Annotated in this window: 11 protein-coding genes; 5 read left to right on the top strand and 6 right to left on the bottom strand. The window is 38.3% G+C overall.

Annotated elements, in window-relative coordinates:
* Nucleotides 1-2,056 precede the first annotated feature (2,056 nt).
* Entirely contained in the window at nt 2,057-4,525 is a 2,469-nt protein-coding gene (gene lon, locus ACI7T6_RS00055) for an endopeptidase La (protein WP_404665561.1), read from the bottom strand.
* A 75-nt stretch (nt 4,526-4,600) separates the two neighbouring features.
* On the opposite strand from lon, the gene ACI7T6_RS00050 reads away from it, so the two are divergent.
* Both ACI7T6_RS00050 and ACI7T6_RS00045 read left to right on the top strand, forming a co-directional pair.
* The gene (locus ACI7T6_RS00050) at nt 4,601-4,807 is read left to right on the top strand and encodes a hypothetical protein (RefSeq protein WP_404665560.1); all 207 of its coding nucleotides are present in this window, start codon (nt 4,601-4,603) and stop codon (nt 4,805-4,807) included.
* Nucleotides 4,808-5,772: 965 nt separating this feature from the next.
* Entirely contained in the window at nt 5,773-6,072 is a 300-nt protein-coding gene (locus ACI7T6_RS00045; RefSeq protein WP_404665559.1) for a hypothetical protein, read from the top strand.
* A 249-nt stretch (nt 6,073-6,321) separates the two neighbouring features.
* On the opposite strand, the gene ACI7T6_RS00040 is transcribed toward ACI7T6_RS00045, so the two are convergent.
* The 3 genes from ACI7T6_RS00040 to ACI7T6_RS00030 form a co-directional block, all read right to left on the bottom strand.
* Entirely contained in the window at nt 6,322-6,993 is a 672-nt protein-coding gene (locus tag ACI7T6_RS00040; protein WP_404665558.1) for a hypothetical protein, read from the bottom strand.
* A gap of 221 nt (nt 6,994-7,214) precedes the next feature.
* Nucleotides 7,215-7,634 (bottom strand): hypothetical protein, encoded by a 420-nt coding sequence (locus ACI7T6_RS00035; RefSeq protein ID WP_404665557.1) that lies wholly within the window; start codon nt 7,632-7,634, stop codon nt 7,215-7,217.
* A gap of 46 nt (nt 7,635-7,680) precedes the next feature.
* The gene (locus ACI7T6_RS00030; RefSeq protein WP_404665556.1) at nt 7,681-9,276 is read right to left on the bottom strand and encodes a peptide ABC transporter substrate-binding protein; all 1,596 of its coding nucleotides are present in this window, start codon (nt 9,274-9,276) and stop codon (nt 7,681-7,683) included.
* Nucleotides 9,277-9,320: 44 nt separating this feature from the next.
* Between ACI7T6_RS00030 and ACI7T6_RS00025 the strand changes: the two genes are divergently transcribed.
* Complete coding sequence (locus ACI7T6_RS00025) at nt 9,321-10,073, top strand: hypothetical protein (protein WP_404665555.1); 753 nt, start codon at nt 9,321-9,323, stop codon at nt 10,071-10,073.
* Nucleotides 10,074-10,122: 49 nt separating this feature from the next.
* Complete coding sequence (gene recA / locus ACI7T6_RS00020; RefSeq protein ID WP_404665554.1) at nt 10,123-11,178, top strand: recombinase RecA; 1,056 nt, start codon at nt 10,123-10,125, stop codon at nt 11,176-11,178.
* A gap of 6 nt (nt 11,179-11,184) precedes the next feature.
* On the opposite strand, the gene ACI7T6_RS00015 is transcribed toward recA, so the two are convergent.
* Nucleotides 11,185-12,051: a polyprenyl synthetase family protein gene (locus tag ACI7T6_RS00015; protein ID WP_404665553.1), complete on the bottom strand. Its 867-nt coding sequence runs from the start codon at nt 12,049-12,051 to the stop codon at nt 11,185-11,187.
* A 3-nt stretch (nt 12,052-12,054) separates the two neighbouring features.
* Nucleotides 12,055-12,726: a UDP-N-acetylglucosamine diphosphorylase gene (locus ACI7T6_RS00010; protein ID WP_404665552.1), complete on the bottom strand. Its 672-nt coding sequence runs from the start codon at nt 12,724-12,726 to the stop codon at nt 12,055-12,057.
* A 197-nt stretch (nt 12,727-12,923) separates the two neighbouring features.
* On the opposite strand from ACI7T6_RS00010, the gene ung reads away from it, so the two are divergent.
* A complete protein-coding gene (gene ung, locus ACI7T6_RS00005; RefSeq protein ID WP_404665551.1) occupies nt 12,924-13,589 on the top strand; it encodes a uracil-DNA glycosylase in 666 nt (221 codons plus the stop codon).
* Nucleotides 13,590-14,141: the final 552 nt, after the last annotated feature.

Here is a 14,141-nt window from a genome sequence, read left to right as displayed (position 1 = left end):
GCTCTTGAATTTCAAAATTGTGTACGAGAAATGGATGCTTATAATGGCTTAGGAATTGCTTTCTATCATTTAGGAGAGCACCTTAAGGCTATCGAGCACCATCAGAAGGGTCTAATAATTGCTCTTAAGCTTCAAGATCACGTAAAAGAAGGGAAATTTTATGGTAATTTGGGAAATAATTACGATGCCTTGGAAGAGTACTATAAGGCTATTGAATACCATAAGAAGCATTTAAAAATTGCTCTTAAGCTTAAAGATAAATTAGTAGAAGGGAGTGCTTATACTAATTTGGGAATCGCTTACCAGGCTTTAAGAAATCCTTTTAAGGCAATCAAATATTATGAAAAGAGCTTAACGATTGCTATTGAATTTCAAAATAAGATAACTGAAAGCAATATTTACTGCAGTTTGGGAATCGCTTACCATGATTTAATGGAGTATCAGGAGGCAATCAATTACCACAAGAAAGATTTAGTAATTGCTTCTCATCTTCAAGATCAAGTAGGGGAAAATAGGGCTTATTGTAATTTAGGAAATGCTTACTGTAATTTTGGTGATTACACTGAAGCAGAAAAGTGTTTTGATAAAAGCATTGAGATTGCTGCAATCCTTCAACAAAACGTCAAGCACTCTCAATGGAAAATCACTCTATTTGAAAAGTTATCTACACCTTATATTGGACTTGAAAAGACACTCCTTCTTCAGGGTAAAGCCACAAAAGCTTTAGAAATCTCCGATACAAGAAAATCCCGGGCACTAGCTTCACTCATATCCGAAAAATACCCTTTAGAAAGCTCTGATGTTGATTCTCTAACATCTTTAATCATTAAAGAAATGCAAGAGTTATCTGAAAAACTTAATACAACATTTGTCATTTATTCCCTTGTGAATTTAAATCAAAATAATAGCATTCAAGCTTGGATTATAACCTCTCAGCAAAATCATAAAAATCCCATCTCAATCCCTTTGTCTTCTAACCTTGATGAATTTAAAGATATTGATGCTATTTTAAAAACATTCCCCTATGGAAAAAGGCCTCGAGTAAAAAAGGGCGAAAAAGCTACTGATACCTTTAAGAAGCATCTCTCTCAGTGGTATGAGCTCCTGATTGCTCCTTTAGAACCATATCTTCTAGGATTAGATTCAGACCAAGGCCTCACCTTTATTTCTGATGGTTTTTTAGCCCACCTCCCCTTTGGAGCTTTTTATAGCGCATCCGATCAAAAATATCTTATTGAAAAACATCCTATTTCATTTGCCCCTTCTATCAAAATTTTATATCTTCTTGAAAAATTACCTAGTTTATATTCTGAAAAAGTACTTTTAATAGGAAATCCGACAACCTCTTGTGAAAAGGACAATAATTTGAAGTTCACTGAGATAGAAATCAGAGAAACTTTGGTTCCTCTTATGAAGGTTCCCTCCAAACAAGTTTTCATTCAAGAAAATGCAACGGTAGAAAATATGTTGAAAGAAGCTCCCTTTGCTCAGTGGATTCATATTGCATGTCATGGTGTCATTGAAGAACAATACAAAGATAAACTTGATTCCAAGTTTGATCCTCACTCAGTTTTTAAAGGATTTTTTAAATTAGCTCCAGATGAAACTCACCCCTTTGGACTTCTTCACTCCGAAAAGATTGCATCTATGTCACTTAAAGCAGACCTTGTTTTCATGAGTGCCTGTCATCTAGGAAGAGGAAACCTAAAACGAGAAGGAAGTATTGGGCCTATTTGGTCTTTTTTAGGAGCAGGTGCAAAATCCACAATTGCGAGTTACTGGCCACTTCCGGATTCAGGAGTCACAGTACAAATGGTAGAGACATTTTATAAACATTTACTCGGAATAGATGTTCCTAAGCTCAATAAAGCACAGGCTCTAAGAGAGGCTATACTCATGGGAATGAGAAATAACCGTGATAACATAGAACAGTGGGGAGCGTTTTTCTTATCAGGATTAATCGAATAAACCCCCTCTATTTTATGAGTTAAGATAGATTAGACACGTTAACTCACTCAACTAAGAGGCCTATCTCAGATAGGCCTATTTTATTTTTCTAGGAGCTTTTTGGAAAGGCAACCTTAAACACATCATCGTAATGATCTGCAAAATGCACCTTCATCCCCTTTTTAATATAAGGAGCTAGTTCATCAACATCCCGTTTATTCTCTTTAGGGAATATGAGTGTTTTCACACCTGATCTTCTAGCTGCAATGAATTTCTCTTTTACTCCGCCGATGGGGAGTACTTTACCCGTGAGTGTTAGCTCTCCTGTCATCCCTAAATCTTGTAAAATAGGCTCATCTCTTAATAGAGAAATGAGCGAGGTGAGCATGGTCACTCCTGCAGAGGGGCCATCTTTAGGAGTGGCGCCTTCTGGGATATGCATGTGCACTTGCTTTTTCTCAAAGAAAGCCTGACCTGGTGCATACTTCGCATGAGACTGCTGTAATACGCTCCATGCAATTTGAGACGACTCTTTCATCACATCCCCTGCTTGCCCGGTCAGCTTCATCTCGGTTTTATCAGAAGAAAACTGAATCGATTCCACATAAAGAGTCGCTCCTCCCATAGAGGTCCAAGCAAGCCCCATGCAGACGCCAGGGGGAGTTTTAGGATAAAACCTGTCTGTTGTAAAGATGGGTTTACCTAGGTACTTCTCAATATTACTTTCTGTAATATGATGGGTGGAAGATGGTGTATCTTCTCCTTTCTTCTCTTGTTTTTCCTGCTCTTTAACAACTTCAACAGCTATTTTTCGTAAAATTTTTTTCAGGCTATTTTCAAAATTCCTCACTCCTGATTCTCTTGCATATCCATTGATGATTTGCTGAAGAGCCTCTGGGGTAAAGTCCACATGGTTTTGGGTAAGGCCCATTTCTTTTTGATTACGGGGAAGTAAAAATTGCTCTGCAATTTTGACCTTTTCTTCCATCACATAGCCAGAGAGTCTTAAAATATCCATCCTATCTTTTAAAGGCTCTGGAATCGTATCTAACGTGTTAGCTGTCACAATGAATAAAATATTAGATAAATCACACCGCACATCTAAGTAGTGATCTAAAAAGTCTTTATTTTGCTCAGGATCTAACACCTCTAAAAGCGCAGAAGCAGGGTCTCCTTGATAGCTGTTACCCAGCTTATCCACTTCATCTAGCATGATGACAGGGTTCATCGTTTGGGTGAACTTAAGCGCTTGGATCAGCTTTCCTGGCATCGATCCAATGTAGGTGCGTCTATGCCCTTTAATTTCTGCCTCATCCCGCATCCCTCCGACAGAAAATCTATAAAATTGACGGTTCAGTGCTCTTGCAATACTTTTTCCAATGCTTGTCTTACCCACTCCTGGAGGGCCTACTAAACAGATAATACTTCCCTTCACACCGCCAGAGAGCTTTCCTACGCTAATAAACTCTAATATTCTCTCTTTGATGTCTTCTAAACCGTAGTGATCTTCTTCTAAGATCGATTTTGCTTTTTTCACCTGGTGCATCTCTTCGCTATAAATACCCCAAGGCACGGTTGTAAGCCAATCGATGTAGTTTCTACAAACGCCGTATTCAGCAGATTGCATATCAAGCACAGAGAGCTTTTCCATCTCCTCTTTAATGACACTCATCACATCAGAAGGAACGACTCGTTTTTTAAGACGCCCTTCAAACTTTTCAGTATCCATCGATCTGTCTTCTCTTTCAATGCCCAGCTCTTTACGGATCGTTTTAAGCTGCTCTCTTAAGAAGAAGTCACGCTGCGCTTTACTAATGGTTTGTTCCATCTTTTGGGTGATGGAGCTTTGTAACCGGCTTAAATCCAGCTCTTTTTTAAGAAGTAAAAGCGCCTTATCAATCCTTTCATTAAGATCAAACGCCTCTAGCACCTCTTGAAGCTCTTCTCTTCCAGCTGTCGTCAAAGCGACGGCAAAGTCAGCCAGTTTTCCTGGCTCTGTAAAGTCAGAGTGGGAAAGAAAAATCTGGAGCTCTTCTTTAAATAAGGGATTTAGTTTTAAAAGCTCTTTAATGGTTGTAATGATGCTAATCGAATACGCTTTAAGCTCTCTTGTAAGTTTACCTTGCCGGTCCTCATGGTAGGTGACATAAGCTCTTAAATGCTTACCTCGTATCTGCCTTTTCATGGATATGCGCTTTTCCATATTCAGCACAACCTGCGCTCCCCCTTGCTCCATGGGGATAATGCGGAGTATCCTAGCTAAAATCCCTACACGGTAGAGATTTTTAAACCCCACAGCCGTGATTTCAACATCTTCTTGCTTGGTGAGAAAAAGACCCATGCATTTATGTTTAGTTTTAGCCACAAGCTTAAGCACTTCATAAAGAGGGCCTGGCTCAATCACAACAGGGGCTGCCATACCCGGGAAAAAGGGTCTTTTCGTTAAAGGAATAATAAACACTTCATCCGGTCCTGGCGTGAGAAGAATCTCTTCTTGTTTAGCGTGAAGAGCTTCTCTAACAGTTTCGGTGATGATATCTTCATCTTCGTCATTTAAATCTTCGATTTCATCTCGCATACAAAGGTCTATTCCTTCTTTAGTTCATTGGACAAGTAGGTATTCATTTTTCAGGATGAAAGAGCTTTAAAAAAAATGGATTTTTTTAGCCCCTCTTCAACCTTAAGATGGATGTTGAGGTATACAAGTTACTCTCCTTCTTCTCAAAGAGGGAGAGAAAATCGTTTGTCTTTATATTCACTTAACCTCTCTACGTTAACAGCTAGCTTAAAATATGACAACAGGGGAGGAAAAGAGAGGCTTAAACACTTCTACGTGAGTGCTTATGGCTATAAGAATTGAAGAAAGTATTTCGTTTTTACTAAGGGCGCTTTTTGAAACAAGATAAGGTGATCCCATTGCATTTTGTAAAGCAGCTGTACATTTGTAAAAGCCCATTGATCAGAAAAGGGGGATTAGAAAATAACATATCCATACTTATAGTTTTGATGATAAGTTTAGGAGAATCTTCTGGATGATAATACTTCCCTTGGATGGATTCTATGAGGTTGAACCAAATATTTTCATAATGCTTACGTGTTAGTAAAAAGTAGCTCCTCATCCGGTAAAAGATCTACCCTTAACTTTTATTGCCTGCCTACTCTTAAGCGCTTTCTTGCTCAATAAAGCTCTATCGTATTAGCCTTCTTTAGGCGTGGTATTTTAGTCATAATTTCTGTCTTTTAAAGTAATTATAATATTTCTCTATCATCAAATTATAAAAATATTTATTCATAATTAAATATCAAATTAAAATTATATATAATTAAGATGTAAGGAGAGTGTTTTATGAATATTATTAGAATAACTTCCCATTTCATGGGTCCTTCAATGAGCATCTTAAAGAGCCCCTTAACTTATAGATCCCCTCAGGATCAAATTTTCAAAAAAATCTCAATCAAAGCTCCTCTTTCAAGAAAGGGGATATTGTAATCTTATCTAAAGGAAATCCTATTAATGGAGAGAATCTCACTCATAGTAAAGGTAGACCCATCTGTATTATTGGAGAGTTATTTGGTAGGCTTATTGGCGTATTTCTTACATCTCAAAATATTGATAAAAATAGCCTTCAACTTACGCCAAATGAAAATAATGGCCTTATCTCGAACTCTCAGCCTATATTTAATCAATGGATAAGCATTGATCCAAATACACAACTATTAGAAAAATGGGGATTTAATGATAATCCTCTTATTCACACAAAAATTATTACAAAAGCCACTCAACAAATAGAAAAATCTCAAAAAAATTCTTCGCTGCAAGGATTAATGTATGAAGTTAAAACAACAAATGAATGCTTCAACATATTTGTCATCTCAAACTATGGGCCTAACGCTCCAGTTCATATAGGGGTCAAAATAACAGATACCTTGTCTATAGAAGATCCCAATAAACCATATATTCTTTCTATAGAATGGTATAACCAAGCAGGATATAAAAAATCTCACCCCCTAGATATTAGAGATATTAATTCTTATTCCCAAGAAACAATGAGCCTTGTAGGAAAGGCTGATGATAAATCATCTATGCAAGTTCAAACAGTGGTAATGGATACATTAAAAGAGTGAAAAATATTATTAATTTGATTTTTTTAAGAATGTATAGAAGATGTAACTAAAGAACAATGGGGGGCTATCCTCTTAAGGATAACCCCATGTGTTCTTAAGTAAAACTTGTTTTTAATATAATTATTTTTCTAAAAAAAGATGTAGTAAACGATGGTGTTACTCAGCCTAACACTCTCGTGAGCCTTTCTTTCCCGTCTATTTTTATAAATAAATTATAGTTGTTATCTCTGTATAATCTTCATGTTAGGCTTATTTGAGTATATTATCATCTAAAATATCGGTCTTTTTAACAAAATTTCTGACCCCTTCATAGCCTGTTAAATCGCTCTTATTTTCTTCTAATACGAGCTGGTTGAGTGCATCAATTTCATCATCGAGTATCTGAAAAATTTTCTTTGAGGTTTCAATATCCAATTGCCCTGATCTTGCCCTATGAGCAAGATTACAAATATCAAAATCTTCAATATTTTCAACTTTCCCTTGGTGAGCTTCAATATACGCATCAAGCTCGGGATCAGCATAAAATTTAGCATCTATTCTTTTTGCGTTTTCATTAAATCGTTCTTCCAATTTTTCTTTTAATAACTGATCAATTTCATCAGAATGCATCAATTTATACATCCGCATCATTTCTTCAGCTTTAACAATATAATCTGGATGATTGATCAATCTTTCTGCCTCTTGAATAGCCTCTCTTGATTTGAATAAATTTTGTTTTGGAGAGATGAGTGAATGGTCTTGCTTTAGAAGAGAGGAGGCAATTTGACTAGCTGATGGCTCACTTAAATAGGTTGATTGAAGAGCTTGAATCTTACCCCTTGTACTATGACAAAAAAAGAGTTTTTGAGAAAAATTTTGAGCTTGTGAAAATCCTCTAGATTGGCTTTTCCCTATGAATTGCAAATAATTTATAATTTTCATAATTACCTTATTTTATAATACATTTATAGATAACTATCATTCTTACCTAAGAATACATAAACATCAATTATAACATTTTATTACTGTAACATGTATTGTATATGACACTGCATCACATAGCTGTATTAGATAGTTTGCTCATCCCTAGATAAGTAAATGCGATCCTTATCCTCGTCAATCTATGAGCAAGAGAGTCGGTTGCTAAAATCCTTGATCTTTTTCTAGTCTAAAATCCCTACAGGAGGGCCAATAGCTTTGGATGCATTTTTTTGATCAGGTGGCGGTGTTTCATCTTGTAAAGCAGCTGTACATCTGTAATCCCCTGAGCCTCCCATCGCTGTAATGGTAGAGCCTGTAGAAACCTGGCGGCAAACAGAAAATTCTTTTCCTTCAGCACATATCCACATCACTGTGTAGGGCGTTTGAGAGTCTGTAAAATTATGCCCAGGTAAGCTCTGACTTATCCATTGAATCCCTTGCTTTTGTAAAACGGGTTGACTTCCAATAGACGTTCCATCTGCTGCATAAATTTGAGCAGTCAAAGGATAACTACTATCATTAATGAGCCTAATGGACCCGGCAAATGCAGATGATGTTAAACAAAAGGTGATCCCGATCATACGGATCCAAAAAGCATTCATGCACCCTCTCCTGATTATTGATGAATCTGGAGAGGGTGTAAAACCTCTACGGACTCTTTTCTTCTGATCCTTCCATAAATGCCCATTTAAAGTCGATACCTCCTAAGTTAGAGACAACAACTTGATGGATTTTGGGGTTGCAAAGATAAATAAGGGTGTAGTGAAAGATGGGAATGATAGGCATCTCTTCTCTTAGGATCGATTCACACTCTTGAAAAATGTGCTGCCTTTGTTTAAGATCCACAGCATGGAGCGCTTGATCAAGAAGTGTTTTATAACGCTTATTTTCCCATCCCGTGTTATTTGAGCCTCCATTTTTAAATTTGAAGATCTCTAAAAAGTTAAGCGGATCACTATAATCTGCAACCCATGAACTTGCAGCGATTTGGAAATGTTTTTTAGACGTCCGGTCATAAAACACTTTTCTCTCCACAGCATGGAGCTGCACATCAATGCCTAAGAGCTTTTTCCATTGAGATTGAACAGCTTGGGATATCAGGTGGTTTCTTTCTCCTGCAATGTACATTAAAGAAAGGGTGGGAAGCGCTTTGAGAGAGAGCCCCTCTTGCTGTAAAGCCTTTTCAAAAAGGGCTTGAGCCTCGGTAATATCTTCTTCTTCATTATGTGTCATTTCACTCACTTTCAAAGAAGGGGGAATGAGGCTAAAAGCTGGCAGTTGATACCCTTGTGTTACATGCTCAATGATCTCTTCTCGTTTGACACAAAGAGCAAGAGCTCTTCTAACCAAAGGATTTTGAAGAAAGGGATCTTCTGTATTGATTCGGAAAAAATAGGTGCCAAGCATCGGTTTCACATGAATCTTCCCTTGTTTTTTTAACATTTCAAGGGACCCTACAGGAAGGGTTGAAAGAGGAGATCCTGCCCAGTCAAGCTCTTTTCTCTCATAAAGACTAAGCTCAGCTTCTTCACTCACCATCACAAGATCAATTTTTTTCAAATGCACATTTTTTGCATCCCAATATTCAGGATTTGCAACGACAGATAAGCAGTCGTGATGTTTCCACTCTTTCATCAAAAAAGGGCCATTATACATAAAAAATTGCGTATCTACTGACCAATGGGGATGCTTTTCATCCACTGTTTTAAGGAGAGGAAAATAGACAGGAAGTGCTGTGAGTTCAAGAAAATAGGGAGTGGGGTGGATAAGTCTCACTTCCAAAGTTTGATCATCGATCACTTTAACACCCACCTCTTCAAAAGACACCTTTCCTTCTTTACACTCTTTTGCATTTTTAATGGGATAGAGTTGAAACGCTTGATCAGAGGGAAAATGGGATCCTAGAACAGTTGACCAAGCATAAGCAAAATGGTGAGCTGTCACTTTTTCCCCTGTGTTCCATAAAGCGTCTCTTAAATGAAATGTATAGGTGAGGCCGTCTAAGGAGATATCTACTTTCTCAGCAAGAGAAAGTTCTGGCTTTCCTTCTTTATTAATCCGTGTGAGACCATCGAAAAAAAACTTTACAAGTGTCATGGACTGTAAATCTCTTGCCATCCGGGGGTCAAGAGTGGCTGGATCCCCTCCGATGTTAATCCGTATGCACTCATTATTTGGGGAAGAGCAAGAAGAGAAAGCAATTGCAATTAATATCATATTGCATAATTTCGTTAAAATTCGCATGATGATCTCCTTTATTTATCCAAATTTAGAGAGGAGTTATAAAAATGTCAATTGCTTATCAATCTATTTTACCCACTCCCATTTTTAATACTCATTTAATTCCATTTATCCAAAATGAATTAAACAACTATTACGATAAATGCAATTTATTAAGACAAATTGAAACAATTGCATTTCCAGGAACTGTATTTGAAAAAGTAAAAGACCTCTCTTCTCATTTAATGGAGGTCACAACAACCAGCTACTTAAGTGCCGCCCCCCTTTACATCGATAAAAGATTTGTGCGTGAAGTAAGAGCGCCGTATGTAATTTCCTCTCCGCAGCTTCCCTCTTCTCAAGAACTCCTCACTCAGGTGTTAAAGAGGCAAGGGACAAGGTATTTTTGGGGAGGAAATGTGTCTCAAGGGATTCCTGAGATGATAGCGCTTTACCCAGAATCCCCTGTTCATGAACATGATCTCTTATGTAAAGGGGTGGATTGCTCAGGGCTCCTTTATGAAGCCGCTCAAGGGCTAACGCCTCGTAACACACGGGATTTAATTCACTACGGAGCTCAAATACTTCAAGACCCCTCTTCTTTATTAGAGGTGCAAAGAGCCTTAAAGCCTCTTGATCTCATTGTGTGGAATGGACATGTTCTCATCGCTTTAAACCCGTATGAATTGATTGAAAGTAGAGAAGGGAGGGGCGTTGTCATTTCACCTTTAGAAGAGCGCCTTTTTGAAATTAGAACCCATTTACAGCAAAAAAAAATACCTTTTTTCATCAGGAGATGGCATCCTGATTTCTTATCTTGACGAGAAGACCTCGTTCATTTCAATCTTATTAGTAAAAAGGAGCGTGTTTATGTCTCAAAATCCCGATACCGGAAAGAAAAAAGCTTTAGAAGCTGCAATTTCTTTAATTGAAAAACAATTTGGAGAAGGGTCTGTGATGACTCTGGGTAAGCACTCGGCTACCCGTGAATTTAGTGTCATTAAAACAGATGCCTTAGCTCTTGATATTGCGCTTGGAATTGGCGGCGTTCCAAGAGGAAGAATTGTAGAAATCTACGGACCTGAATCGTCAGGAAAATCCACACTTGCAACCCATATTGTGGCTAACGCGCAAAGAAACGGGGGACTTGCTGCTTACATTGACGCAGAGCACGCTCTTGACCCTTCTTATGCAGCAAAAATTGGAGTAAATATCGATGAACTTCTCATATCTCAGCCAAGTTCTGGAGAAGAGGCGTTAAACATCGCAGAAACACTTGCAAGATCTAACGCTGTGGATGTGATTGTGATCGACTCTGTTGCAGCCCTTGTTCCTAAAAGCGAACTAGACGGAGAAATTGGAGATCAATTCATGGGACTTCAAGCTAGAATGATGTCACAAGCACTTCGTAAACTAACAGCTACTCTTTCCAAAAGTAACACCTGCGCGATCTTCATCAACCAAATCCGTGAAAAAATCGGGGTGATGTTTGGCAATCCAGAGACCACAACAGGGGGAAGAGCGCTCAAATTTTACTCTTCCATCCGGATGGATATTAGACGGACAGGATCGATTAAAGGAGCAGAAAATGCAGAGATTGGAAACCGTGTGAAAGTGAAAGTTGTAAAAAACAAACTAGCACCGCCTTTTCAAGTTGCCGAGTTTGATATTCTCTTTAACGAAGGGATATCTCGCATTGGATGTATCATCGATTCTGCAACAGCGTATGGTATCATTGATAAGAAAGGGTCTTGGTTTAGCTACGCGGGCAATAAACTGGGTCAAGGAAGAGAAGCTGTGAGAGAAGAGCTGAAGAAAAACCCTCAACTCACTAATGAAATTGAAAAAGCTGTGTTAGCAGCTGTAGAGCAAAAAAAGCCGACAACTGCAGTTGCTGAAGAGATGGGCCCTGATCTCGAGAGTTAATTCCCTCTATTTTAATCCTAAATCATAGAGCTTATGATACATCTTTTGCATGCAAGGGGTGTTTAGATTAAGCTCTATGAGATAAGTTTTTGCTTTGCTAAGCTCTTCCTTAAAAGCGCTCACGCAGGCATCTTTTCCTAAGATCACTGCAAAATTCATACCGTGTAAATTTTTCTTATCTGTAGAGAGATCTGTTAAATCATCTGCCATTTGAAAGGCGATCCCTAGATGGTACGCGCACGCTTTAACTTCAGAGAGCCTTGCTAAATCCCCCCCTCCAAAAATCCACCCCAAAACAAAGGTAATATCAAAAAGCGTTCCCGTCTTTTGATAGGCAGTTAAATAAAGGGTTTCTAGAGAAACCTCGGGAGGATAAAGATCATAAAATTGCCCTGTTGTCGCCCCTAAAATCCCCGCGCACAAAGAGGCTTCTTGAAGCGCCCTCATCCCTCTTACCTCTGCATCTAAAGCTCCCTCTTTTTTCATCATCACACTACTTGTATGAATTTTCTCAAAAGCTAACGTGATTAAAGAGTAAGAGGCTAAAAGAGCAATTGATTCGTTATACATCTTATGACATGTGAGCTGACCTCTTCTCTCATCATCATTATCCATGCAAGGAAGATCATCTACAATGAGAGAGGCTGTATGAAAAAACTCTACAGAAAGAGCTGCCTCAAGAACGGAGAAGCTCTGTCCTAAAGCCTCTGCAATTAAACAGACTAAAAGAGGCCGGAACCGCTTACCCCCGCTTTTTAAGCTGTATTCACAGGCATCCCGGAGGAGTGTTTTAGGGCCCATCTTTAAAATAGCTGCATCAATAGCTGATTCAATGAAGAGCGTATAAGTATCAAAATCGTCTTGAAGGGGCATATCTTAGTCTTTTGGTTGACGTGTTTGATAACGCGTTTTCTCTTTAAGTACGCCTTGGATCACCTCACAGGGGTAACAAAAGGAGTGTTTTCCAATCAATGTTCCAGGAGTTGTCACCGCATTACACCCAATTTGGGTGTGATCTCCAATGATGGCCCCAAACTTACGTAAATGCGTTGATATTTTTTTCTGTTCATACAAAAAGGTGATAGCCTCTTTATCAAGCCTAGAATTGGCGATTTTAACCCCGGCACCTAAATTCACGTCGTTCCCTAAAATAGAGTCTCCAACGTAGTTAAAATGAGCTGCACGGGCATGATTAAGAAGTATGGAGTGTTTAACTTCTGTTGCATGACCAATTACGCACCCCTTTCCTGTAAGTACGTACCCTCTAATGTAAGCCCCGTGCCGAATAGTCGTACCTTCTCCTAAAATGACAGGCCCTTCGATGTAAGCGCCTGGCTCAATCACGCACCCTTTAGCAATAGAGATTTTAGAGGGGTTAACTAAATGCACCCCTAAAGGGATATCTATTTCAATATTCCCAAGTGTCTGCGTTTGAAAGTAGTCTTTCAGATGAAGAAGCGGATCCCATGCAACCTTTTCAAGATCAATCAAATCTTGATGATCAAATCCATCAAGATTAAAGAAATATTTTGCAGATAATTCTTGCATGCAATTTAGCTCCGTAATGAGGAAAGGGTAATTTAACGTCTAATAGAAAAAAACCCTTTTTCCTTCCGTTTTTTACAAAGGGTAAGATCGCTATCCCAAAGACCCTTCATTTAAAAAAATATAGGCTAAGAAATCTCACTTTTTTATGCTTAAGGAAACAAACGATGACTCTTATGGCGCAAACAAAGGATTTTTTTATGCAGATGAAACTTGAAAAAAGCTGGTTTACCCAGCTTCAACACGAAATTGAAAAGCCGTATATCCAGCAGCTGAAAGCCTTTTTACAAGAAGAATTTAATCAAGGAAAAACCATTTACCCGCCTCAAGAACTGATCTTTAACGCCTTTTTACAAACCCCTTTTTCTGAGGTGAAAGTGGTGATCATTGGACAAGATCCCTACCACGGTAGGGGGCAAGCTCATGGTCTTTCTTTTAGCGTCTTGCCAGATGTTAAAATACCTCCCTCGCTTAAAAATATCTATAAGGAAATGGAGTCAGATTTAGGCATTGTACCGCCAACAAACGGCTGCTTAGACTATCTGGCTAAACAAGGCGTTTTACTCCTTAATGCAACACTTACTGTCAGAGAGGGAGAGCCTAAATCGCATTATGGAAAAGGGTGGGAACAGTTCACCGATGCCGTTGTGGATGTTCTTGTTCAAAGAAAAGATCCCCTCGTATTTATCCTGTGGGGAGCTTCTGCCAAAGAAAAAGGGCAAAGAGCTAAAGGATTGCATCACGCTGTTTTTGAATCAGCTCACCCCTCGCCTTATTCCGCCACCCAGTTCTTAGGATGCAAACATTTTTCTAAAACAAACACGTTCCTTGAGTCTGTGGGTAAAACTCCGATTCGTTGGTCATAACTCTTTCATACGTTCATGATAAATTGATCATAACTCTCTTTATGAACAGTGTGAACGGACTGTGAACAAAGTTATGAACAACTTTTTTTCTCTATGGAAACCCCCGAGTTATGAACATTTCCACACTGCTCTATAAGGATGATATTTAATATACTTAAATACATATACTTTAAGAGGGGTGTGGAAAATTCGAAATATAACCCCTTAACAAAAAAAGACTTTTCTTGAATGAAAGTTGCTTATTCCGGTTTTTCAAAAAATAATAGGCTGTTTTATCTTGATCATAACCTCTTGATAGATGGGTGACAATTTGATCATAACGGGTTTTATCAACAAGATGAACAGAGTGTGAACAGTGTTATGAACACACCGCTTTTCCTATGAAAAAACAGGGGTTATAAACATTTCCACACCGCTCTATAAGAATGATATTTAGTATATTTAAATACCTATACTCTTAAGAGGAATGTGGGAAATTTCCCCATTCTCTTCCATCACCTCTTTTTCAAAAAATAATGTGCTGTATTTTTAATATTCCCTCTCTCTTGATAA

Origin of the sequence: Rhabdochlamydiaceae symbiont of Dictyostelium giganteum (assembly GCF_964291045.1) — a bacterium.
Lineage (GTDB): Bacteria > Chlamydiota > Chlamydiia > Chlamydiales > Rhabdochlamydiaceae > PALSA-1444.
Note: the sequence above shows the minus strand (reverse complement) of the source record. Positions and strands in the feature narration are given on the sequence as shown.

What these genes read in the sequence shown, in the direction of transcription:
- ACI7T6_RS00035 (WP_404665557.1), bottom strand. Translation starts at nt 7,634, where the DNA reads ATGAATGCTTTTTGGATCCGTATGATCGGGATCACCTTTTGTTTAACA.
- lon (WP_404665561.1), bottom strand. Translation starts at nt 4,525, where the DNA reads ATGCGAGATGAAATCGAAGATTTAAATGACGAAGATGAAGATATCATC.
- ACI7T6_RS00040 (WP_404665558.1), bottom strand. Translation starts at nt 6,993, where the DNA reads ATGAAAATTATAAATTATTTGCAATTCATAGGGAAAAGCCAATCTAGA.
- ACI7T6_RS00015 (WP_404665553.1), bottom strand. Translation starts at nt 12,051, where the DNA reads ATGCCCCTTCAAGACGATTTTGATACTTATACGCTCTTCATTGAATCA.
- ACI7T6_RS00010 (WP_404665552.1), bottom strand. Translation starts at nt 12,726, where the DNA reads ATGCAAGAATTATCTGCAAAATATTTCTTTAATCTTGATGGATTTGAT.
- ung (WP_404665551.1), top strand. Translation starts at nt 12,924, where the DNA reads ATGCAGATGAAACTTGAAAAAAGCTGGTTTACCCAGCTTCAACACGAA.
- ACI7T6_RS00030 (WP_404665556.1), bottom strand. Translation starts at nt 9,276, where the DNA reads ATGCGAATTTTAACGAAATTATGCAATATGATATTAATTGCAATTGCT.
- ACI7T6_RS00050 (WP_404665560.1), top strand. Translation starts at nt 4,601, where the DNA reads ATGGATTTTTTTAGCCCCTCTTCAACCTTAAGATGGATGTTGAGGTAT.
- recA (WP_404665554.1), top strand. Translation starts at nt 10,123, where the DNA reads ATGTCTCAAAATCCCGATACCGGAAAGAAAAAAGCTTTAGAAGCTGCA.
- ACI7T6_RS00025 (WP_404665555.1), top strand. Translation starts at nt 9,321, where the DNA reads ATGTCAATTGCTTATCAATCTATTTTACCCACTCCCATTTTTAATACT.
- ACI7T6_RS00045 (WP_404665559.1), top strand. Translation starts at nt 5,773, where the DNA reads ATGTATGAAGTTAAAACAACAAATGAATGCTTCAACATATTTGTCATC.